The organism is Buttiauxella gaviniae ATCC 51604 (genome assembly GCF_001654835.1).
GTDB classification, from domain to species: Bacteria; Pseudomonadota; Gammaproteobacteria; order Enterobacterales; family Enterobacteriaceae; genus Buttiauxella; species Buttiauxella gaviniae.
On the sequence record NZ_LXEP01000045.1, the window covers coordinates 50920 to 73863 of the forward strand.

A 22944-nucleotide genomic window follows, 5' to 3' on the forward strand; every position below is an offset into this window, starting at 1 on the left:
TTTGCTCCTTAATCGCCAAGACCGGCTGGGTTAACTTCAGATGAAGGGATTTGCTCTACACCTTCTCCCCAGCGGTTCAGTACTTTGTGGTAATCACCATTTTTGATGACGCCATTAAGCGCGGTTTGTACCGGTTCCACGAGTCCACTGCCTTTCTTCAACGTTACGGCAATATGCGCAGCTTTCGGCCAGCCGCCATCAACCACACCAACTAATTGGGTTTTCTGCGTGAGTGCTGCCTTCCAGGCTCCCGTTACATTAGGGCCAAAGAACGCATCGGCGCGACCGGACTGCAATGCCAGCGTTTGTGCCGCATCGTCTTTGGTATAAACCGGGGTGAAAGGTTTAAGCCCTTTCTTCAGGTTCTCTTCATTCCACGCCAGCAAAATAGATTCCTGGTTGGTTCCCGAGCCGACGATAATGCGTAGCCCTGCAATGTCCTCTGCTTTCTCAATCTTCTTGATTGGGCTGTTGGCTTTCACGTAGAACCCGAGCGAGTCTTTACGGTAGGTGGCGAAGTCAAATTTCTGTTTGCGCTCTTTGGTCACGGTAATATTGCTGATTGCTGCATCGTATTTCCCTGATGCCACACCCAATGGCCAGTCCTCCCAGGATGTGGGTACGACGTTGAGCTCAAGTCCTAAGCTGTCAGCCACCAGACGTGCAATATCGACTTCGCTGCCGAGCAACGTTTTGTTGTCTTCAGCAAACACGGTCAGTGGTGGTGAGTTAAGAGCTGCAACTGCCACGGTGAATTTACCGGGAACCGCAAAATGATGATCTTTTGGCAGCAGTGCTACTGCCGATGGATTCACGGCCGTGTTAATTGGTGTTTTATTGGCTTCGAGGCTGACGCCAGTGCCGTTAATGGTGACTTCTTGCGCCAAAGTTTGTGCCGAAGAAAGCGCCAGAGCGATAGCAAGGATTAGCGATATTTTTTGCATAGCAGGTTCTCTTTTTTATTGTGATGTTACGAAAACTGATTCACGGGTTCTGCCAGGCCCAAACTTTCGCGCAGCGTAGTACCGGGATATTCCTCGCGGAATAAACCTCGGGATTGCAGTACCGGGACCACTTCATCGACAAAGCGTGGGAAGGTATCGGGTGTACCGCCCTGAATAATGAAACCGTCAGCAGCATAGCTTTCAAACCATTGCTGCAACCCATCTGCTACCTGCTGTGCCGTTCCGGAAAAACGTGGGCGCGGTGATGCGGCTTCAAGCGCGACCTGGCGCAGTGTCAGATTGCGAGCGTGAGCATTACGTTTGATTTCATCTGTAGTGCTGCGGAAGCTGTTCTGCCCCAGATCACCGATATCAGGGAACGGTTCATCAAGCGGATACTGGCCAAAATCGTGGTGCTCAAAGTAGCGGCCGAGGTTATTCAGAGCATCGTTAATTGAGACCAGTGAGGCGGTCGTTTGATATTGGTTCTCCACATCGTCAGCATCTTTGCCAACAATCACGCTCACACCCTGGAATATGTGCAGGTCTTCATGACGGCGGCCATGAGTTTCCAGCTGTTGTTTAACATCCCGATAGAAATATTGCGCTTCTTCAAGGGTTTCATGATGGGTGAAAATAGCATCTGCATGGCGGGCGGCTAATTTCTTGCCGTCGTCCGATGCGCCAGCCTGGAATACAATCGGACGCCCTTGCGGTGTGCGGGAAATATTTAATGGCCCTGCTACCTGGAAGAAATCTCCGCGATGATCCAGCGTATGTAATTTATTGGGGTCAAAGAATTGCCCACTGGCTTTATCACGGATAAATGCATCTTCTTCCCAGGAATCCCACAGCCCTTTCACCACATCCAGATATTCATCAGCAATGCGGTAACGCAGCGCATGTTCCGGATGTTTTTCCCGGGAGAAGTTCTTCGCCGAGCCTTCCAGTGGCGATGTCACCACGTTCCAGCCCGCACGTCCTTTACTCAAATGGTCAAGGCTTGCAAACTGGCGAGCGACGGTAAAGGGTTCGCTATAGGAGGTAGAAAGTGTGCCAACCAACCCTAGATTCTTAGTGACGCTGGCTAATGCTGACAGCACCGTTAATGGCTCAAATCTATTGAGGAAGTGAGGGATCGATTTTTCGTTAATATATAAACCGTCTGCGACAAATAAAAAATCCAGCTTGCCCGCTTCTGCTTTTAACGCTGTCTCTTTCACAAATTCAAAACTAATGCTGGCATCAGCAATAGCTGCCGGGTGACGCCATGCCGACATATTTCCTGATGCGCCATGTAAGATTGTTCCAAGACGCAGTTGTCGATTATTTGACATATGTACCCCTTTATTTAGGCTGCACGCATCCCGGGGAGTGATACCCCTGCAAATGAGCAATAGTTAATTTTTTAGTAATGCCTGTTCAGCAAGTGTCGCGAAATATCGCGCCGCATTCTCAATTAATGCCTCATCCGGATTAAACGCCGAATGATGTAAACCATAAGGGCTGGCGCTTCCAATACTGACAAACGCACCGGGAATGGTTTGCAGATAAACAGCAAAGTCTTCGCCCCCCATATGCAATTCGGAGGTTTGTGTCTTGTAACCCACATTTTCTGCGACCTGCATAGAAAACGCCGCCCATTTCTCATCGTTGATTAACGTCACCGGCCCGTTAAACCACTCCACTTCAATCTGTGCGCCAAATGCACTGGCTAAGCCGGAAGCAATTTCGCGGATACGTTTCTCGACCTGTTTCTGAATATCGCCACGATGAGTGCGCACCGTTCCTTCAAGCTCGACGTTTTCAGGCAGCACATTCCAGGTATTCCCCCCTTGTATGCGTGTCACACTCACGACCACTGAATCCAGCGTATCGATATCGCGGCTGGCGATAGTTTGCAGCGCGATAACCAGCTGACTTGCCAACACAATCGGGTCGTGGCCTTCATGTGGGCGAGCGGCATGCGCACCTTTCCCTTTCACCCGCAAAACAAAACGATCGACATTGGCATAAAATGCGCCGCCTCTGGTGGCAAAGGTGCCGACCGGTAAACCGGGTTCGTTATGCATCCCAAAAATAGCTGAGACATTTTCCAGAGCCCCAGCCTTAATCAGTGCCTTTGCGCCGGTAAAATTTTCTTCCGCCGGTTGAAACAGCAAGCGAACTCGACCCGCCAATTGGTCTTCACGCTCCTTAAGTAACAAGGCTGCGCCGAGGATGACGCTGCTGTGAACATCATGCCCGCAGGCATGCATCACGCCTTCATGTTGTGAGCTAAAAGAGACACCGCTGGTTTCATGAATAGGCAGTGCATCAATATCAGCACGCAGCGCAATCACCTTATCGCCGTGCCCTACTTCAGCCACCACACCAGTGGCCAGTGTGTACGGCAACAGACGCAGCCCTGCGGACTCCAGCCAGTGACGTATGCGAGCGGTAGTCGCCACTTCCTGACCGGACAGTTCAGGGTTCTGGTGGAGCTCACGTCGCCAGTCGATAAGCTGTTGTTCGAATGTCTGTGTGGCGAATGTCATTGTCATCCCCTTACCAGGCTTCATGCTGTGCAGTAAAGGAGGTGGCAAAATCAGACTCGGGTTTCTCGGTCGTTTTACCTGCCAACAAACGTAGCGACTGCAAACGTGCAACCGGGTCGGCAATTGGGGTATCAATAATAAATTCGTCGATGCCAAACTGCTGGCTTAATGCCGCAAGCCCGGCTTGAACGACCTCGGCGGTGCCTTTAAGCAGCGAAGGTTCTCGGCGTTCGATTTTTTTGATGGCGCTGCCTGCCTGGCGAGCAAATGCGTGAGCCTGCGCTTCACTGGCGACACTAACACGTTGGTTGTTTTCAAGCTCAACGCTCCAGATTTCAACCAGGCTTGCCAGTTCATCGGCGGTATCCGCATCAGCGGCCACAATCACCTGCACCGCCACTTGCGTGTCGCGCTGGCTTTTGCTGCGCCAGGTGTTAAGAACATCGCGCATTAGGGTTTTATCGCCATTCAGATGGGCGGCGTAGACGAAATTCCAGTTAAGATTTGCGGCAAGCTCTGCGCTCTCAAGGCTTGCGCCCAGTAAGAAGCGCTCAGCGCTTTTTGCAGGAACCGGTGTTGCGCGTAAGGTTTCCTCGTCATCCTGCGCTGCTGGTAGTGAGAGCCAGTTATCAAGCTGAGTGAGTTTTTCCGCGAACGACTCTTTATCTTGCCCGGCACGTTGCAATGCTTGCGTGGAAAGCGGCAACCCCCCCGGCGCTTTACCTACACCGAGATCCACACGGCCCGGAGCAAGGCTTGCTAATAAATTGAAGTTTTCCGCTACTTTATAAGGACTGTAATGTTGCAACATCACCCCACCGGAGCCGACACGAATGCGGCTGGTTTGCCCAACAATCCAGGCAATAAGCAACTCAGGAGACGGACTTGCCAGACGGGAAGTGTTGTGGTGCTCGGCAATCCAGAAACGGTGATAACCCCAGTCTTCGGCTTGTTGAGCCAGATGTAATGTGTGCTTCAGAGCGTCGCCAGGAGTGCCATCCTTTGCGACCGGACTTTTATCCAGCAGGCTGATTCGATAAGACATGCGACAAACTCGTATTGTTTAACATGCCTTAATTAATAAGGTTTTCACCTACACGAGTGAAACAATTAATTTACATTTAGTTAGCCAAAAACTGGATAAGCCCCTCCGCTGCATTTGAATGGCTCACATTTGGTCTCTATTGGTTTTTTTTAATCATAAAAAGACCTTTTATGACACCTTTGATTGACATTGGTCCATAAATGACCCATTTTTATTATTAATTTAGTAAAAAGACCATTTATGACACTTTTGATGAAAGGTGGCTCATAAAAAACCTATTTTTATAAAAATATCAATCTAAGGGTCATATATGAACTATGACAATGCAACGCTCGAAGCCAAACTGCATACCATGAGCGAATTATTGAGAGACGTTAAAAAAGCGGTGGCGTTGCGAGCACAAGAATCGGACCTGGCGCTAACCGAGCAGATCATTACTGAGTCTGAGCAGTTGGGGCAACAACTCAACCAACGGCGCAAAGAATTAGAGATAGATTTGGCAACCCTTGAACTGCAAACAGGTGTGTCGGCATCAACGTTGAAACGCCTGTTTAAAGATCCCGACCAGGTCAAATTTGGTACCGTATTGCGAGTTGCTGACGCATTAGGAGTAAAACTGTGCGCCGCCGTGTAGGAGTGTGGTTATACGGTGAATCCGTGGGTGAATTGCGCCAGGACGATGACGGTTTTGCGTTTAGTTACCATGCCGACTATATCGGGCCGCCGCTCTCCTTAAGTTTACCGGTGCGTGTCGGTCATTTTCACAGCCGAACACTACCGCCCTTTTTTGCATCATTAGCACCTGAAGGTTGGTTGAAAATGCGTTACAGCCAACTACAACAACGCGATGAGCAGGATCTACTCGGTATGCTGATTGATAACGGCAAAAACCTGATTGGCGCAGTACAACTGGTCAACATTCAGGAGGATTAACAATGCGCTGCCACATTCTTTTGACTCCGCTGGTGCAGACCAAAGAGCGCGAGTCAGGTTATTCGAACAAAGGCCTCAAGCATCTGACCAGCTCCGGTAAGGTCAACCCGCAGCTGAGTTTTACGCGCAGTGAATTTATTCACGAATTGCCAAAAGCCCAGCGCGGAATGAGTATTTCCGGGTATCAGCCGAAACTGCAAATGGTGGTACGCGATGGCGAATTTGCGGTGGTAGAGCATCAGGGTGAATACATACTCAAACCCTCTCCGGCCGAATTTCCTCATCTGGCGGAAAACGAACACGCCACAATGACACTCATGGCGCGACTGGGGTTTGACGTACCGCCGCATGGATTAGTGAGTTTTGCGCCCGAAGGAAATGATACCGAGCGTGAGTTGGCCTTTGTTATCCGCCGCTTTGACCGGGATATGATAAACGGGGTGGCTATTCACCAGGAACAACTTGATGCGGCGATGAATGTCGGTGAAAAGTACGGCAAAATCGGCAGTGACGGAAAACAATATGTCAGTTATCAGCAACTGGCTGCGTTCCTGACCCAGCATGTAAACAGCAACCTCGCCTTTAAAATCGACTTGTTCCGCCGTATCGCCTATGCGTATTTGCTGGGTAATAACGATATGCATCTGCGCAATTTCGGGTTGATGCACCCGAGAGTCGGCGAACCCACGCTATCCCCAGTTTATGACTTTGTCTCTGTTGCACCCTATCCGGCTATTTTTAGTTCCGGATTTATGGCGCTGCCCCTGCTTATCTGTGAAGAAGGCGACCGAGAGTTGGCCCCAGGTTTTAAAACGGCATATGGAGAATATCTGGGAATGGATTTCCGGGAGCTTGGGTTAGGCATGGGCTTAACCGAGAAGCTGATTGTGAAACTGCTTAACGATTTGCAAAAAGAGAGCCGGGTTGTTGAGTCCGTATATCGTGATTCATTTATGCCAGCCGAGGCGATTGATGCCACGCTGCGTTGTTATCATCAGCGGTTAGATCGTTTAATGCGGCTGAATGAGGTCGAGTTGTAGAACGCACAGACAGGCGGCGTAATTCCATCAATCACTATCTCAATCACCAATCAATCATTAAAAATGATTGATTGGTCAAAATTATCTATTTCATATTATCTTCTTTTGCCATCAGACTGCATCGAGTCACTGAGAGCTAAATCTCTAACGGTTAGATTAAAAAGGAATTTTATGAAACTTTTACTATTGTCTGGGTTAATTGCCTGCGCCGCCTTTGTACCGGTTCGCTTTGCCACTGCGGATACGGATACTGAAGAAGTACGCGAAGAAGTGCGCACTCGCTCAGGTGTCATCCGGGGTGTCGATCGTGATGAACATGGCGTGCTGGCTTTTAAAGGTGTTCCCTATGCAGAACCCCCAGTAGGTGAGCTTCGCTGGCATGCGCCTGTGCCGCATAAAGCATGGGATGGTGTGCGGGATGCGCATCTGCCAGGAAACCGTTGTTTGTCGGCACTGGAAAAAGATCCGGTCCCCGGTGCCCCCCGAAATGAAGACTGTCTGACATTAAACATCTGGACCACCAGTAAAAAAACGTCTGATAAACAGCCCGTCATGGTCTGGTTGCACGGCGGTGGTTTTCAGTTCGGTTCAGGCAGCGACCCAACCATCGATGGAACCAAACTGGCGGAAAAAGGTGTCGTGCTGGTCACCTTAAATTATCGCCTTGGGGTATTGGGCTTTATGGCCCATCCTGAACTGGATGCCGAAGGCGCATCAGGTAATTACGGCCTGCAGGATCAAATCGCTGCGTTACGCTGGGTGAAAGATAATATTGCATCGTTTGGTGGTGACCCCGACAACGTCACGTTATTTGGTGAGTCGGCTGGTGCAATGTCCGTGGGGATATTGATGATGTCGCCGCCTGCGAAGGGACTGTTTCATAAAGCTATCGGCCAGAGTGGCGCATTCTGGGACGGTAAATATGGCCCGCTGGAGAGCTTTGAGGAATCTCGCTTAAGGGGCCAGGCGTATATGCAAAAAATGGGCGCGAAATCTATTTCTGAGCTCAGATCCATGCCTGCGGATGCGTTAAATAATGCCGCGCTATGGAATTTTGACAAGAATCCGATCGTCACGGCATTCTCGCCGAACGTCGATCATTTTGTCGTACCAGAGTTTCCAGCAGCGGTATTCGCCCGTGGCGAACAGATGAAAATCCCTCTTCTGGCCGGATGGCAGGAAGCTGAATATTATCCTTTCAAGGCATTTTCTTTGCCCCATGCCAATGCCCAGGAGTTCAGAGATGCAGCGCAGCGTATGTTCGGGAAGGAACGACTTGCCGAGTTTCTTAAACTCTACCCGGCGTCAACAGATGCCGAGGCCAATACGTCGGCAGAGAACCTGACCTCTGACTTTACCATCAGCGAGCAAACCTGGCAGTGGCTTGAGTTGCAGAGCAAGTCTGGTGAGCCGGTGTATGGCTACGAATTTACTTACACCTCACCTTATGTCGCCATCGCCTCTCATATAACCGATGTCCCGTTTGTGTTCGGCACCCTAACACCTCAACACGTTATCGGAAGCAGGGTTCCTGCGGCAGCACCCGATTATGCATTCTCTGACCTTTTAATGAATTACTGGACCAATTTTGCGAAGAAATCGGATCCGAATGGCCCAGGATTACCGCACTGGCCGGTTTATGATGAAAAGGGTTTGATCCAGGTTTTGGGTAAAACGACAGAACCTAAAGGCGTTGCTCAACTTGAGCGTTTCCGTTTTCTTTCAAGTTTCCGGGTCGATGGGGTATTCCCGATGCGCTGGCGCACAGACGTGCAATAACGGCTATCCGCAACAGTTCGCGAAGTCAAAATATCGGGCAACAGCATTTATGTTGTTGCCCGTATTCAAGACTCACATCACGAAAATCAGAACGTTTCCCAATTCTCGTTTGAATCGCTCACCGGGGCTTTGCGATTTTGTACAGGAGTGAGAGTCAGCTTCGGCTCAACGCTACGGGGTTCTTTTTTGGTTTCCTGGCCAATACGGAACACGGCTACAGCCTGAGTCAGACGGCTTGCCTGATCTTCAAGAGCCGAAGCAGCAGCGGCAGATTCCTCAACCAAAGCGGCGTTTTGCTGCGTTACACGGTCCATTTCAGAAACCGCCAGCCCGACCTGGTCGATACCACGGCTTTGCTCATCAGACGCCGAGGCAATCTCACCCATAATATCCGTCACACGCGTGACCGCATTGACGATTTCGCCCATGGTTTCACCCGCACTTTCAACCAGGGTTGAACCGGTATCCACTTTATTGACGGAATCTTCAATCAGCCCTTTAATCTCTTTCGCCGCCTGTGCACTACGCTGCGCCAGGTTACGCACTTCACCGGCAACAACCGCAAAACCACGTCCTTGCTCACCGGCACGCGCAGCTTCAACGGCGGCGTTCAGCGCCAGAATATTGGTCTGGAAAGCGATACCGTCAATCACGCTGGTGATGTCAGCAATTTTCTTCGAGCTACCGGCGATGTCATTCATGGTACGCACCACGTTATCCACCACTTTGCCGCCCCTCTGCGCGGTTTCTGATGCGCTTAAGGCCAGCTGGCTTGCCTGACGGGCGTTTTCCGCATTCTGTTTCACGGTCGCGGTTAACTGTTCCATGCTGGCAGCAGTCTCTTCAAGCGAAGCGGCTTGTTGTTCAGTACGGGAAGAAAGGTCGTTATTACCGATAGAAATTTCGCTGGCACCGCTATAAATCGCATGTGCGCCATTACGAACTTCGTTCACTGTGCTCACCAGCTCCGACTGCATATGACGCAGGCTTGCTGCCAGTTGGCCCATTTCATTGGTCCCTTGCACATCAATAGAATGCATCAGGTCACCGTCCGCAATATGACGGATGTTATCAATCAAGCGATGCAAAGGTTCGATAAGGGTTTTCTTGATACCCAGCCAAACGGTAATAATCGCCGCAACAACCAGCGCCAGAATTACAACCAGGATCCAGATGGCCTGCGAGTAAGACTGGTTATTATCGTCTACCGCTTGTTGATACAGGCGGTCATTTTGTTGCAGGTAGGTGACGTACTGCTGCTCAAAACCATCCTGATATTTCTGGGTTGGCTGGTCGAAGAACTCATTAATTTTGCCTGCGCCAAGCAGTTGAATGAGCTCGGCCAACGCACCGTGGTAAATCACATAGTTGCGTTTGATTTCATTGATTGACTCTTCGCTCTGACGCGGGTCGCGTGGCAAGGATTCATATGCCGCCCACTCTTTTTCGGCCTGCTTTAACGACTGGCTGGCAATCAGCATCAGCTCATTTACCGTCGCACCGCTACCGATATTGTTGGTATCCATCATATGGCGGATACCGGCACGGTTTAGCGTGTTACGAGTCTGCAATAACGCAACCCAGCTGCCGTTGAGTGTGGACTGCTGCTGGCGAATAGTTTGCAGCACGGTGAAGTTTTCTTTGTCGTTTTTCAGCGCGTTGAAGAACAACCCGCCAGACGTCATTTGTAAAATGCCGAATAAACCCAGCACAAACAGAAGGCTGGTTACAACTTTTATGCGATTTAACATGCTAATTTGTTCTCATGGCAACAGAAGCATATAGTTTCGGCAGATTTGGGCGAATCTTTATGCTTCATTGTCGAGAACTGGCGAAATTAACTGCGTTCGATATCCTTCGCGGCCTGATCAAGGGTATCGATGATTTTATACAGCGTCTCTTTCGGCAAATCGCTCTGGCCAAGTTTGGTATTGAGCGCCATTTTGAAGTTATGGATGGCACGCTGTATTTCAGGAAGCCGGCGGTTATCGCCTAATACTCCTAACGATTCAAGCCTCGAGATAATATGGCCGAGGTGCTCATGTTGCTGAGCAAGTTCGGCATGTCCCTCTTCGGTTAGCATCCACGCTTTTTTGTTACTTTCGCTCTGCACTGCACTGATAAACCCCATCTCCTCAAGCAATGAGAGGTTCGGGTAAATAATGCCAGGGCTTGGCACATATTCACCTTTTGCCGTGGCCTCGATGGATTTAATCAGCTCATAACCGTGGGCTGTGTTGGCTGAGAGGAAGTGCAGGATCAGCAGACGGATGTCGTTGGCATCAAACAAGCGTTCACGGCGCATCCGCGCTTTACCTTCCATTCCCCCGTGTTCGTGATGACCATGATGGCCACCGTGTAAACCATGCTGTTCATGGCGTTCATGTTTGGCGCAAAAACGATGATGAATATGTTGGATTCTCATGTTCGTTTCCTTATTTGTTATGCCAGTAAGCGACAGCGCGGACGTAATCTCCGTCCAGCCCGCGGTTTTCCAGCAGTTCATCGCTCAGTTGTTTCACATCGTGCCCTTCGCCGGTAATCCAGACGAAATAGTCAGTCTCCGGGAATTCAAGGGTACGGAGGTTGCTTGCGATGGATGGGGTATCAAGCCACTCAACGCGCGCATGTTCAAACTCGCTGAGATATTCGTGAGTTTGTGCATGGTGACTATTGACCAGCACGACAGGTGAAATGTGTTCGGGTAAGGAGAGCAAGCGGCGACGGACTGCGGGTAAACCACTTTCATCGCAAATATAGAGTTGGAATGCGTAATCGGTTGGGATCACGAGCGACCCTCTTGGCCCGCCGATAAGCAATGTATCGCCCACTGCGGCGTTATCAGCCCACGAACTCGCCACACCGCCGTCGTGAATATAGAAATCCAACGTCAATTCGTTACGTGCGGCATCAAAAGACAAAGGCGTGTAATCGCGTGAAATTGGTCGCAGCCCTTCGCCCCAGACAATGCCATCGTCGGTAACTGATGGGCGCGCAAAGTCGCCGTTTTCAGGTGGGAAAAAGACTTTTACATGGTCATCAAAACCCTGTGAAGAAAAGCCAACCAGGTCGGGGCTGGTAAAAACAATACGGTGGAAGCAGCCGGCGACCGTTTGTTTGCTTTTAACGGTTAATTCACGGAATTTGAGCTCGTTTTTTACGCGCATAGGAAGTTTAGGTTTGGTTTGTATGGTCATCGGTTTCTCATTATTCATTGTGTAAGATATATCATAGATATGTTTTAGCACATGAACATGAGATTGTCGTTATCAATTTTTGCGATTATACAAGCTGCATTCCGCTGAAAGTTTAATCAATTTAACTGACTCGTCTCACGGGTCGCAAATTGACAAACCCTTACCAAGCGGCGCTTTCAATTTGCTTTAAGTGGTGCATACACTGGGGTTGGCAGTGACTGCCAGCAAATTCCATTCACCCACCCTCTACCCAAATAATTCGCAATTGAAGCATGACGGGTAGAACAGTCCAGGAGGTTCGCAATGTTTCCTGAGTACCGTGAATTGATCAACGAACTAAAATCCGCTAACCCACGTTTCCTCAGCTTGTTTGACAAGCACAATCAACTCGACGATGAGATTTTACGCCAGGGGGGACCAAAAGGGACGGGATACAACGAAAAGGTCGTGCAGATGAAAAAAGAGAAGCTGCGGCTAAAAGATGAGTTGTATCAGATGTTGAAGAAAGCCAGTCATTAGGTTCGTTGTCAGGAAGGGGGCGCTCCCCTTCCTTTATACCCGTCATACTTCAAGTTGCATGTGCGTTGGCAATACTCGGCCCATCCATGGGCCTCGCCCCTCTGGGGCCGCAGCAAGCTGCGTTCAAATCTGCTCCAGGCAGATTTGTCCTCGCTCACCCCAGTCACTTACTCAAGTAAGCTCCTGGGAACTCACTGCGTCGCCGCCTTCCTGCAACTCGAATTATTTAGGGTATACCAAGCTAAATACAATCGCGTAAAGCTCATTCAGGCCCGGATAAATTTCAGCAATCACTTCCTTGAGCTCAGGCAGCGTCATATTTTCCTGCCTTGCATGCTCATCGGTCAGTTGGTCAAGAGCCACTGGCGTCACACTGACCACTTCAATAGTGCAAAAATAAACATCATCTTCATAACGACCAACGCGCAGTTGTTGGCCTGCGGTGAAGTGCGATTCAGAGGCATCACGCAATGTAATTGTTTTGCGCCCGGCGACGATATCGTTCTCGAAACGCTGGAAAAAAGTTATGTCATTCATGGAATACCTATTTGGCTAAACCCAACATCATTCGAGTTGTAGTGATTCGGTTTGAATTATGACGGGTTTTAGAACAAAGAAAACATCAAAGCCACCGGAAAGCTCATCGGCCAGGTTGCTCCCACCAACACAGAGCTTAATAGTTTAATTCGTTTGGTATCGCGAGCCAAAAACCAGGTGACAAAAGCAGCGATTAACGACATTGCAGCGTAAAAAACCAGCATATATTGATAAAAAGTCATTTTTATAATGGGTAGTTTAAAAAATTTCCCGCAAAATATGCTCTTTTTTATGACTCAGATCAAGTTTTTGCCCCCATTAAACTCCCCTGACCGTCTCGCTTGTTGATTGCACTATATTTAAGTTATCCCACAGGCATTGGGTCTTGGGTATCTGCGGAGATTTTCTATGGGGCACTATGTTTTAAAGAAATCAACGAAAGCGACAGCTGAGCCATTTTATTTCGTGCTAAAAGCGTCAAACGGGCAAGTTATTGCACAAAGCGAAATGTACTCATCAAAAGCAGCAGCCCATAAAGGGATTGAATCCGTTCAAAAAAATGCCTCATCGACGGATATACGTGACGAGACAGAGTAATTAACAAAAGAAAAAAGGATAACGTCTGGTTTCATTATTACGACTTTTTCAGGAAAGAAAATGCCGGCGTTATCCTGCTCATTAGGGTGGTAATTAATTATTCCGGGTAAATTTTTATTGATTCATAAACCCTGAGTTAGATAACGACTATCTTTAGTAAAAACGGCCGTTTCTCAAACGAGGTCACTATGTTCCTCAACTATTTCGCGCTGGGTGTTCTGATCGTTGTCTTTCTCATTATTTTTTATGGGATTATTATTCTTCACGACATTCCTTACCTGATAGCCAAAGCCCGTAACCACCCTCACGCCGATGCGATTCACGTCGCTGGGTGGGTCAGTTTATTTACCCTTCATGTTATATGGCCATTCTTATGGATTTGGGCAACGCTCTACCGCCCTGAACGGGGCTGGGGCATGCAACAAGATGCCGACGCAACACTGGCTTCGTTACAGCAACGCGTAAGCGAACTGGAACAGAAACTGGATAACAACAAAATAACTCCATCGGAGTAATATCATGGATCTGCTCATTATCCTGACGTATGTGGCATTTGCGTGGGCCGTATTTAAGATTTTTAAAATACCGGTAAATAAATGGACCGTGCCAACCGCTGCCTTAGGTGGGGTGTTTTTAATTGGCGCACTTATTTTATTAATGAACTACAACCATCCATATACTTACTTAGCGCAAAAAGCGGTTATTTCTATTCCACTTACTCCACAAGTAACGGGAATTGTCAGTGAAGTGACCGATAAACAAAACATGATGATTAAAAAAGGTGAAGTGCTATTTAAAATAGACCCTACGCGCTATCAAGCTCGAGTCGACAGGTTGCAAGCTGATTTAATGACGGCAATTCACAGTACTCAGTCACTCAAATCACAACTTGACGCCGCCGTGGCCAACACGACCCGTGTCACCGCCGAACGCGACAGACTATATAAGGACTACCAACGTTATCTTCAGGGCAGTAAAGCCCGTGTGAATCCCTTCTCTGAAAGCGATATTGATAACGCGCGGCAAAACTACCTCGCACAAGATGCGCTGGTAAAAGGCTCAGTTGCTGAACAGTCACAAATCAGAAGCCAGTTAGACAGCATGGTGAATGGCGAACAATCACAAATTGTCAGCCTGCGCGCCCAACTTGCCGAAGCCAAATATAACCTCAACCAAACCGTTATTCGTGCCCCCAGCGATGGTTATGTCACGCAAGTTCTGATTCGTCCAGGAACCTATGCAGCCGCCCTGCCGTTACGTCCGGTGATGGTGTTTATCCCGCAACAAAAACGCCAGATTATTGCCCAGTTCAGGCAGAACTCTCTGTTACGTCTGGAAGCGGGTGATGAAGCCGAAGTGGTGTTCAATGCGCTACCGGGGCAGGTTTTCCAGGGTAAGCTGACAACGGTTTTGCCCGTGGTTCCTGGGGGTTCTTATCAGGCTCAGGGGACTTTGCAGTCTCTGACGTTAACCCCGGGGAGTGACGGCGTACTGGCGGTGATTGAGCTCGCGCCTGATGCACAAGTGGATGCCTTACCCGACGGTATTTTTGCACAAGTTGCCGTCTATTCCGACCACTTTACCCATGTGTCTGTTATGCGTAAGGTTTTGCTGCGTATGACCAGTTGGATGCACTATTTGTATCTGGATCATTAAGTTGCAAAATAATCACCACCTCTCCCTGAGGTGGTGAGATAACGCTAGTGCTTAATCATTACATGCCGAATAACGGTGTAATCCTCAAGCCCGAATAACGACATATCCTTGCCGTAACCCGAAAGTTTTTGCCCACCGTGTGGCATTTCGCTAACCAGCATGAAATGAGTGTTCACCCAGGTACAACCGTACTGTAAACGAGCACTCAGGCGATGTGCGCGACCGACATCTTTTGTCCAGACTGAAGACGCCAGCCCGTAGCTCGAATCGTTCGCCCAGCCAAGCACCTGCTCCTCATCATCAAAGCTCGTGATGCTGACCACCGGGCCGAACACCTCTTTTTGCACGATATCATCTTCCTGCTTCGCACCAGCAAGTAGCGTTGGCTGGAAGTAATATCCCGGCCCTTCTACTTTCGCGCCGCCCGTCACCACTTTTACGTGTGCCAGCGCTTTGGCGGCATTCACCGCAAGACTTACGCGCTCGAGATGAGCGGCAGAACTTAGCGGCCCAAGCTCGGTGGATTCATCGTCTGGCGCACCATATTTCAGGCTGCTGACCGCTTCCCCCAGTTTTTCCACCAGTTTGTCGTAAATGCCCTTCTGGGCGTAAATACGGCACGCGGCCGTACAGTCTTGCCCGGCGTTGTAATAGCCGAAGGTACGCACACCTTCAACCACAGCGTCTAAATCCGCATCATCAAAGACAATTACCGGCGCTTTGCCGCCCAGTTCCATATGGGTGCGCTTAATTGAAGGTGCGGTGTGGCTGATGATGTGTTCGCCAGTGGCAATTGAGCCGGTTAAGGAAACCATGCGTACTTTCGGGTGACCGGTCAGCACATCACCCACCGTTTGCCCGCGTCCGAACAGCACATTCAATACGCCAGCCGGGAAAATATCTTTTGCCAATTCAGCGAGTTTAAAAGCGGTAAGCGGTGTGATTTCGGATGGTTTGATCACCACGCAGTTACCCGCGGCGAGTGCCGGGCCGAGTTTCCAGGCCGCCATCATTAACGGGTAATTCCACGGTGCGATAGATGCCACCACGCCCACAGGGTCACGGCGAATCATCGATGTATGGCCGCTGAGATATTCCCCCGCCGCCAAACCATTCAAACAGCGGCTTGCACCGGCAAAGAAGCGGAACACATCCACCACCGCCGGGATCTCATCATTCAACACACAGTGATAAGGTTTGCCGCAGTTTTGCGATTCCAGACGGGCAAACACTTCGCCATTTTGCTCGATAACCTCTGCCAGTTTTAAGAGATGTTCCGCGCGCTCTTTTGGCGTGGTTTGCCCCCAGGTAGCAAAAGCAATATCTGCAGCCAGTACCGCATCGTTTACCTGATCCGCAGTGGCTTCCGCTACCTCCAGCAGAACCTCACCGGTTGCCGGGTTATACACCGGCAACTTTTCCCCAAGGCCTTGCACTAACTGGCCGTTTATTAATAGCTGGCTTTGCATAGTGATACCCTTTTCAACATTATTTACCGCTGCCCGCGACTTCATCTCCACCACGGCTCAGCCAGTACGCCCCTAAAATCGGAATGGTTGTCATCAACATCACCATTAGTGCCACCACATTCGTGACCGGAACTTCGCGTGGGCGCCCTAATTGATTGAGCAGCCACAGCGGTAATGTGCGTTCATGTCCGGCGGTAAAGGTTGTGACGATAATTTCATCAAACGACAGCGCAAACGCCAACATGCCTCCGGCGAGTAATGCAGACCCCAAATTAGGCAAAATCACATAGCGGAAGGTCTGCCAGCCGTCGGCGCCAAGATCCATCGACGCCTCAATCAAGCTGTAAGAGGTGCGACGAAAACGAGCGATGACGTTGTTAAACACAATAACGACGCAAAACGTTGCATGCCCCACCACAATGGTGAAAAAGCCCGGTTCAAAATTCATCATTTTGAAGGCGGTTAACAGCGCAAGGCCCGTGATAATTCCCGGCAAAGCAATCGGTAACAGCAGCAATAACGAGATGGCATTTTTGCCGAAGAATTCCCTCCGCCACAGTGCTGCAGCCGCCAGTGTGCCAAGGATCAAAGCAAGTATAGTTGCCAGTGAGGCAACTTTAAGTGACAACGTCACAGCATCCAGAATGTCACTGCGCGATGCCGCCACGCTGAACCAGTGCAGCGTCAGCCCTTTTGGCGGGAAGCTAAATGCCGCCTCTTCGGTGTTAAACGCGTAAAGAGCGATTATCAGCAGCGGGAAATGCAGGAAGATGACCCCACCCCAGGCGGCAATTTTTAGCAGTAATGGTGCGCGTTCAGAGTGCATCGAAGGCCCCCAGTCGTTTCACCAGTGAAAGATAAATGGCGATCAGTACAATCGGCACCAGGGTAAACGCAGCCGCCATCGGCATATTGCCTATCGCGCCTTGCTGGGAATAGACCATATTGCCGATGAAATACCCCGGCGGCCCCACCAACTGCGGCACAATAAAATCACCCAGCGTAAGCGAAAACGTGAACACCGATCCCGCCGCTACACCAGGAATGGCCAGAGGCAAAATCACATGGCGGAAGGTTTGCGATGGGCGCGCGCCCAAATCAGCAGATGCCTGTAATAACGACGGAGGCAGGCGCTCAAGTGCCGCCTGAATCGGCAAAATCATGAACGGCAGCCAGATGTAGAGAAACACCAGGAAGCGCCCAAAACCGGATGTGGAGAGCGTATTGCCACCCACCGCTGGAATGGTGAGCATCAGGTTTAATAGCGGTTCCAGCCCCATATGGTTAAGGAACCATTGCGCTACGCCATCACGGGAAAGTAACAGCGTCCAGGCGTAAGCCTTAACGATGTAACTGGCCCACATTGGCAGCATCACAGCGATATAGAAAAACGCCTTCAACTTGCCGGTGGTGTAGCGCGCCATAAAGTACGCCATCGGAAACGCCAGCACTGCGCTGCCGAGCGTCACCGCAATTGCCATCGTCAGGGTGCGCAGAATAATGTCGTAGTTAGCCGGGTTAAACAGGGCCGCAATATTGGCAAATGTCAGGTCAGGCGTGACCGACATGGTGAAATCATCGAAGGTGTAAAACCCCTGCCACAGTAGCGTGAGTAACGAACCAAGATAGACAACACCGAACCATAACAGCGGTGGCAGGAGCAATAAGGCCAACCAGAATCCAGGGCGCTGCCACAAAAATGTGGCAATGCGCCGCATCAGGCGGTTGTCAGGATGCGATGTGGGGAGGCTCATATCCATTTCATCCTTCCCCCAACAGCGGAACCATCGCCGCGCGAGGCCAGACTGCGGTGACCTGCTGGCCAATTTGATAGCGCTCTTCGCTGATAATACGCTGCGGGTTCGCTTCACTGACCAGTAGTTTTTCGCCGTCGGCAAGGCGCAGTTCAAGTCGTGTCGCCGCCCCTTGATAATGGATCTCCTGAATCATGCCGCTAACACTGATTCCGCCGCTTTGGCCAGAATGATCGTTGAGAACAATATGCTCAGGGCGTAGAGAAAATAGCCCCTCCTCACCGCACACTTTCCCGGCAAGAGCCGGTTGTAACACGTTTGAAGTACCGACAAAACTGGCCACAAATGCGGTACGTGGCTGCATATATAACTGGCGCGGCGTATCCACTTGCTCGATACGCCCGTTATTGAACACCGCAACGCGGTCAGACATCGACAGCGCCTCACTTTGGTCGTGGGTGACGAAAATAAAGGTGATGCCCAGCTCGCGCTGGAGTTTTTTCAGCTCGCCCTGCATCTGCTCGCGCAGTTTAAGATCCAGTGCCCCCAGCGGCTCATCCAGTAACAACACACGTGGGCGATTCACCAGCGCGCGAGCCAGTGCCACACGCTGGCGCTGGCCGCCGGAAAGTTGCGAAGGTTTACGGGCGTGAACAAAACCCAGGGCGACTCGCTCGAGCGCTTCCTGCGCTTTGGCTAGCCGTGTTTTTTTATCAATCCCCTTTACCATCAAGCCATATGCGACGTTTTCCAGCACGGTCATATGGGGGAATAAGGCGTAATCCTGGAAGACGGTATTCACATCACGTTGATAAGGCGGCACGTCTTGTGCCGGTTTGCCAAAAATAGCTATCTCGCCGGAAGTCACCTGTTCAAAACCGGCAATCAGCCTTAAACAGGTGGTTTTGCCCGAGCCAGAAGGCCCGAGCATGGAGAAAAACTCCCCGTCATCAATATCAATTGAAACGTTATCTACGGCGCGAACATCACCATAAAGGCGCGAGACGTTTCTGAACTGCACAGCGTACGACATAACTCCTCCAGGCTTAGCGGCCACCCATAATGGCGATATAATCCTGGGTCCAGCGACTGTACGGCACGAATTTACCGCCTTCGGCGACCGGAGTTTTCCAGAACACAATCTTATCGAAGTAGTTGTAGCCATTGGTTTCACAGCCTTTGTCACCCAGAAGCGTACTGGCTTTACAGCCTTCCGCTACCGCTGGCAGTGAGCCAAACCACGCAGCCACGTCCCCCTGGACTTTCGCTTTTAGCGAGTGGTCCATCCATTTGTAGGCGCAGTTCATATGTTTCGCATCAGCATGCAGCATGGTGGTATCTGCCCAACCGGTGACGCCCTCTTTCGGGAATACGGTGGCAATCGGCTGGCCTTCGCCTTTTAGGGCATTCGCCTGATATGGCCAGGCGCTGGAAGCGACCACGCCTTCATTTTTGAAGTCGCTCATCTGAACGGTAGTGTCATGCCAGTAACGGTGAATCAGACCGTGTTGGTCACGCAGCACTTTTAGCACTGCGGCATATTGTTCTTCGGTGAGCTGGTACGGGTCGGTAATGCCCAGTTGTGGCTGTGTGGCTTTCACAAATAACGCGGCATCGGCGATGTAAATTGGCCCATCGTAGGCCTGCACACGGCCCTGGTTAGTTTTACCATCCGGCAAATCTTGTTTGACGAACACCACGCTCCAGCTGTCAGGCGGTGTTGGGAAAGTTTTAGTGTTGTACATCAGCAGGTTCGGCCCCCACTGATACGGCGTGCCGTAAACTTTATCGCCCACGTTAAACCAGGAGCCTTTCACCAGCCGTGGATCGACGTTTTTCCAGTTTGGGATCAGCGCAGTGTTAATTGGCTGCACGCGCTTGCCCATAATCAGGCGCAAGGATGCATCGCCCGAAGCGGTGACGAGGTCATAACCACCTTTCGCCATTAAACTGACCATTTCGTCAGAGGTCGCGGCGGTTTTCACATTCACCTTACAACCGGTCTCTTTTTCAAAATCAGTAACCCAGTTGTACGCTTTGTCGGTATCACCGCGTTCGATATAACCCGGCCAGGCGATAATATCGAGCTGCCCTTCACCGGCACCTATTTTGTCTGGAAGCCCCGCCGCCTGTGCAGAAAGCACGGTCAAACAGAGGGTGGAAAGAGACCATATAGCCTGTTTTGTACGCATTGCTGCTACTCCTGTCTGAAAGGTAAAGGCGGCACGCTCAAACAATCAGTGCCGAAGTCCAAAAAAATCCCCGTACAAAAACAATAGTCTGCGTAAATATGGCAAGCACAGGGCGGCAAGGAAATTTCACCAGGATGTGATAGACAGCGCAGTAAAGCGCGTACCTGAAATTTTTCCTGCGGTAAGATAACTGGATGATTTTTAAAGTGTAGATAAGGTGTAAGCGAGGCTACTAATCTGCGCTATCAATTTTCGCAATTATTGAAATTTCATATGGATGGCGGTGAAAAATGCAGGTTGCTCAGGTTCACGACGCTCGATGGGCTGGTGACGGATTTACAAGACTGTAATTGCAACCCTGAATATCCAGCTGATTGCGATAACTTCCTAATGCTCTACGCTTAGAATAACTGTTAATCATTAAAAGGAGATAAAATGACTATTTCCGCACGTAACCAACTCACTGGCACGGTTAGCCATATCGCGGATGGCACGGTTAGCCATATCGCGGATGGCGCGATTAATGACGAAGTAGAACTTACGCTAAATAGCGGTGGCAAGCTGGTGGCAGTTGTGACTCGCACCAGCCGGGAAGCATTAGGATTAAATCCAGGTAAAGAGGCCGTAGCACTGATCAAAGCACCATGGGTGATGTTGGCTACAGAAGACTGCGGTTTCCAGTTTTCTGCGCGTAATCAGTTCCCAGGTTCTGTACTTTCCCTGCTGCGTGGCGCAGTAAATACCACGGTAAATATTGCAACCGATGGTGGTACAGAGTTAACAGCGGTGGTAACCAACGAAGCCGCAGATGAAATGGCGCTGAAAAATGGCAGCCGTTTAATTGCGCTGATCAAAGCCTCTTCCGTGCTATTGGCCGTGAAGAAATAAAACCAGGGCCGGCTAACCGGCCTCTTTTCTTTTAAACGCTAACCTAAATCACCACCGCCGACTGGCAAGATAGTTCCCGTGATGTAGCTTGCCTCGTCACTTGCCAGAAATAAAATTGCATTGGCCTGCTCAGCAAGCGAACCATAACGATGCATAAGGCTGCTCTCTTTGGTTTGGTCTACTACCTGCTGATACCATTCTTGCTCCTGTAGACTTGGCTGCTCCTGGTTACGTGGAGTCAGGCGCGCGGGAGCCTCTGTACCACCTGGTGCCGTGGCATTAATACGGATGCCGCTTCCGGAATATTCCATCGCCAACGATTGCGTTAACGCATTGACCCCACCTTTGGCGGCGGAATATGGCACGCGGTTAACTCCACGGGTTGCCACAGAAGAAACATTCACAATCGCACCGCGTTGTTGGGTGAGCATGAAAGGTAAGACGGCGCGACATCCCCACAGCGTAGGAAATAACGAGCGTCGGATTTCAGCTTCAATTTGCTCAGCCTGATACTCAGCAAAAGGGCGAGCCCAAATAGTCCCGCCAACGTTATTAACCAGCACGTCAATTACGCCGAAGTGCAGATGCGCTTCACTCATAGCCTTTTCAGTGCTCTGCCATTGTTCAAGGTCAGCCTCAATGGCCTGCACTTCGCGACCTTGTTGACGCAAGTTTTGCGCAAGTTCGTGAACGTAGCGAGCACGGTCAATCAAAACCAGTCGCGCGCCCTCTTTAGCGGCTTGTTCAGCAACCTGGCGACCAATGCCCTGGGCCGCCCCGGTAATCACCATTACTTTGTTATGAAATCGCATTATGGCTCCTTAGGCAGCCGCGCTGTCCGTTGCATTCTGGCTGGGAGTGAATTTTTCGTAATGAAAATTCGCCGGGGTTATTTGGCGCTCGCGGAAACTGCGTAAAACCGCATCAACCATCGGTGGTGGCCCGCACAGATACACATCCACCTCACCCTGGTTAAGCAACTCTTCACTGAAGTGATCGGTGACATAGCCTTTTTGTGGGCAGGCGGATGCCTCATCGGTAACTACCGGCAGCCAGGTCAAATTTGGCAAGCGAGCCGCCAGTTCGTTAAGTACCTCGACCATCACCAGATCGGTATCTTTCGTCACACCATAAAGCAGCGTAATCGGCTGTTCGGCTGGAGTTTTCGACAACTGCCTGAGCATCGCAAGAAACGGTGCTAGCCCCGTACCACCGGCCAACATCAAAATCGGACGTAACACCGGGCGCAGATAAAAACTACCCATAGGGCCCGTTAGCGTTAATACATCCCCTGCTTTCGCATGCTGCCCAAGCCAGGTGCTCATCATGCCGCCGGGAACATTGCGAATCAGAAAGCTTGCCTGCGTATCACCAGGTAGCGAACTAAACGAATAGGCGCGTACCTGCGTCCCACCAGGGATCTGGATATTGACGTACTGCCCAGGCAGGAAGTCGACTCCCTTGTCCAGGGCAATGACCAATTCTATAGCGCTGGGCGTCAGTGCCTCACTGCGCATTACCGTGCCTTCGAAACTGCCGATGCCTGTTTTGCAGGCCGCCGCGGGGACAGGCACATCAATCACACAATCAGAGTCGGGCACCATCTGGCAAGTTAGTACCAGGCGTTGTTGTGCTTCATCTTCACTGAGCGCGTCCTCAAGAAAATCTTCACCGAGGTTGTACTCTCCGCTCGCACAGTGGCACTTACAGGTGCCGCATACGCCATCAGAGCAATCCATCGGTAAATTCACTTTCTGGCGATAGGCCGCATCCAGCACCTTTTCACCCACATTGCAGGAAATAAAACGTGTGACCCCATCTTCAAAGTTGAGGGCGATGTTAAAGCTCATGGCATTA

At 50.4% G+C, this 22944-nt stretch carries 23 protein-coding genes and 1 pseudogene; 9 read left to right on the top strand and 15 right to left on the bottom strand.

Features of this window, described 5'->3' with window-relative positions:
• Positions 1-8 precede the first annotated feature (8 nt).
• The 3 genes and pseudogenes from M977_RS25910 to M977_RS22375 form a co-directional block, all read right to left on the bottom strand.
• Positions 9-2281 (bottom strand): annotated as a pseudogene (locus M977_RS25910) (NtaA/DmoA family FMN-dependent monooxygenase).
• A 63-nt stretch (positions 2282-2344) separates the two neighbouring features.
• Positions 2345-3481: an amidohydrolase gene (locus tag M977_RS22370; RefSeq protein WP_064518983.1), complete on the bottom strand. Its 1137-nt coding sequence runs from the start codon at positions 3479-3481 to the stop codon at positions 2345-2347.
• Between the two features lie 10 nt (positions 3482-3491).
• Complete coding sequence (locus M977_RS22375; RefSeq protein WP_083962991.1) at positions 3492-4526, bottom strand: LLM class flavin-dependent oxidoreductase; 1035 nt, start codon at positions 4524-4526, stop codon at positions 3492-3494.
• Positions 4527-4836: 310 nt separating this feature from the next.
• Here M977_RS22375 and M977_RS22380 point away from each other — a divergent pair, with 310 nt between their 5' ends.
• The 4 genes from M977_RS22380 (at position 4837) to M977_RS22395 (ending at position 8278) form a co-directional block, all read left to right on the top strand.
• Positions 4837-5160 carry a helix-turn-helix domain-containing protein gene (locus tag M977_RS22380; protein WP_064518985.1) on the top strand — a complete coding sequence of 108 codons (324 nt, stop codon included), beginning with the start codon at positions 4837-4839 and terminating at the stop codon, positions 5158-5160.
• Positions 5145-5459: a HipA N-terminal domain-containing protein gene (locus M977_RS22385; protein WP_064518987.1), complete on the top strand. Its 315-nt coding sequence runs from the start codon at positions 5145-5147 to the stop codon at positions 5457-5459. The genes M977_RS22380 and M977_RS22385 overlap by 16 nt, the downstream gene beginning before the upstream one ends.
• A gap of 2 nt (positions 5460-5461) precedes the next feature.
• Positions 5462-6499, top strand: a complete 1038-nt coding sequence (locus M977_RS22390) for a type II toxin-antitoxin system HipA family toxin (protein ID WP_064518989.1) — start codon at positions 5462-5464, stop codon at positions 6497-6499.
• 171 nt (positions 6500-6670) lie between these two features.
• The gene (locus M977_RS22395) at positions 6671-8278 is read left to right on the top strand and encodes a carboxylesterase/lipase family protein (RefSeq protein WP_083962992.1); all 1608 of its coding nucleotides are present in this window, start codon (positions 6671-6673) and stop codon (positions 8276-8278) included.
• A gap of 86 nt (positions 8279-8364) precedes the next feature.
• Here M977_RS22395 and tsr read toward each other — a convergent pair whose 3' ends face one another.
• The 3 genes from tsr to M977_RS22410 all read right to left on the bottom strand — a co-directional run bounded on the left by tsr (position 8365) and on the right by M977_RS22410 (position 11475).
• Positions 8365-10029: a methyl-accepting chemotaxis protein gene (tsr, locus tag M977_RS22400; protein ID WP_064518991.1), complete on the bottom strand. Its 1665-nt coding sequence runs from the start codon at positions 10027-10029 to the stop codon at positions 8365-8367.
• A gap of 86 nt (positions 10030-10115) precedes the next feature.
• Positions 10116-10703, bottom strand: a complete 588-nt coding sequence (locus M977_RS22405; RefSeq protein ID WP_083962993.1) for a PadR family transcriptional regulator — start codon at positions 10701-10703, stop codon at positions 10116-10118.
• 10 nt (positions 10704-10713) lie between these two features.
• Positions 10714-11475, bottom strand: a complete 762-nt coding sequence (locus M977_RS22410; protein ID WP_074392095.1) for a siderophore-interacting protein — start codon at positions 11473-11475, stop codon at positions 10714-10716.
• A gap of 303 nt (positions 11476-11778) precedes the next feature.
• Between M977_RS22410 and M977_RS22415 the strand changes: the two genes are divergently transcribed.
• The gene (locus tag M977_RS22415; protein WP_064518993.1) at positions 11779-11994 is read left to right on the top strand and encodes an HP1242/YdcH family protein; all 216 of its coding nucleotides are present in this window, start codon (positions 11779-11781) and stop codon (positions 11992-11994) included.
• A gap of 222 nt (positions 11995-12216) precedes the next feature.
• Here M977_RS22415 and yqfB read toward each other — a convergent pair whose 3' ends face one another.
• Positions 12217-12531 carry a N(4)-acetylcytidine aminohydrolase gene (gene yqfB / locus M977_RS22420; protein ID WP_064518996.1) on the bottom strand — a complete coding sequence of 105 codons (315 nt, stop codon included), beginning with the start codon at positions 12529-12531 and terminating at the stop codon, positions 12217-12219.
• Positions 12532-12599: 68 nt separating this feature from the next.
• A complete protein-coding gene (locus M977_RS22425; RefSeq protein WP_064518998.1) occupies positions 12600-12773 on the bottom strand; it encodes a GhoT/OrtT family toxin in 174 nt (57 codons plus the stop codon).
• 166 nt (positions 12774-12939) lie between these two features.
• On the opposite strand from M977_RS22425, the gene M977_RS22430 reads away from it, so the two are divergent.
• From M977_RS22430 to M977_RS22440, 3 genes are all read left to right on the top strand, one after another.
• The gene (locus tag M977_RS22430; protein ID WP_064519000.1) at positions 12940-13128 is read left to right on the top strand and encodes a YegP family protein; all 189 of its coding nucleotides are present in this window, start codon (positions 12940-12942) and stop codon (positions 13126-13128) included.
• Positions 13129-13316: 188 nt separating this feature from the next.
• Positions 13317-13643: a DUF3302 domain-containing protein gene (locus M977_RS22435; RefSeq protein WP_064519002.1), complete on the top strand. Its 327-nt coding sequence runs from the start codon at positions 13317-13319 to the stop codon at positions 13641-13643.
• A gap of 4 nt (positions 13644-13647) precedes the next feature.
• A complete protein-coding gene (locus M977_RS22440; RefSeq protein ID WP_064519004.1) occupies positions 13648-14784 on the top strand; it encodes an HlyD family secretion protein in 1137 nt (378 codons plus the stop codon).
• 44 nt (positions 14785-14828) lie between these two features.
• On the opposite strand, the gene patD is transcribed toward M977_RS22440, so the two are convergent.
• From patD to ydcS, 5 genes are read right to left on the bottom strand one after another with little or no spacing between them, the layout of a single operon-like run.
• Entirely contained in the window at positions 14829-16253 is a 1425-nt protein-coding gene (patD, locus tag M977_RS22445) for an aminobutyraldehyde dehydrogenase (RefSeq protein ID WP_064519006.1), read from the bottom strand.
• 19 nt (positions 16254-16272) lie between these two features.
• A complete protein-coding gene (locus M977_RS22450; protein ID WP_064519008.1) occupies positions 16273-17079 on the bottom strand; it encodes an ABC transporter permease in 807 nt (268 codons plus the stop codon).
• Entirely contained in the window at positions 17069-18007 is a 939-nt protein-coding gene (locus tag M977_RS22455) for an ABC transporter permease (RefSeq protein WP_422568534.1), read from the bottom strand. Before M977_RS22455 ends, M977_RS22450 begins: the two co-directional genes overlap by 11 nt.
• 7 nt (positions 18008-18014) lie before the next feature.
• Positions 18015-19040, bottom strand: a complete 1026-nt coding sequence (locus M977_RS22460; RefSeq protein WP_064519011.1) for an ABC transporter ATP-binding protein — start codon at positions 19038-19040, stop codon at positions 18015-18017.
• A gap of 13 nt (positions 19041-19053) precedes the next feature.
• Positions 19054-20199 carry a putative ABC transporter substrate-binding protein YdcS gene (ydcS, locus tag M977_RS22465; RefSeq protein ID WP_064519013.1) on the bottom strand — a complete coding sequence of 382 codons (1146 nt, stop codon included), beginning with the start codon at positions 20197-20199 and terminating at the stop codon, positions 19054-19056.
• A 435-nt stretch (positions 20200-20634) separates the two neighbouring features.
• Between ydcS and M977_RS22470 the strand changes: the two genes are divergently transcribed.
• Positions 20635-21087, top strand: a complete 453-nt coding sequence (locus tag M977_RS22470; RefSeq protein WP_064519015.1) for a TOBE domain-containing protein — start codon at positions 20635-20637, stop codon at positions 21085-21087.
• A gap of 38 nt (positions 21088-21125) precedes the next feature.
• Here the strand turns inward: M977_RS22470 and benD are convergent, their stop codons facing one another.
• Together benD and benC are read right to left on the bottom strand one after the other, a co-directional pair.
• A complete protein-coding gene (gene benD, locus M977_RS22475) occupies positions 21126-21899 on the bottom strand; it encodes a benzoate diol dehydrogenase BenD (RefSeq protein WP_064519017.1) in 774 nt (257 codons plus the stop codon).
• Positions 21900-21908: 9 nt separating this feature from the next.
• Complete coding sequence (gene benC / locus M977_RS22480; protein ID WP_064519019.1) at positions 21909-22937, bottom strand: benzoate 1,2-dioxygenase electron transfer component BenC; 1029 nt, start codon at positions 22935-22937, stop codon at positions 21909-21911.
• Positions 22938-22944 lie beyond the last annotated feature (7 nt).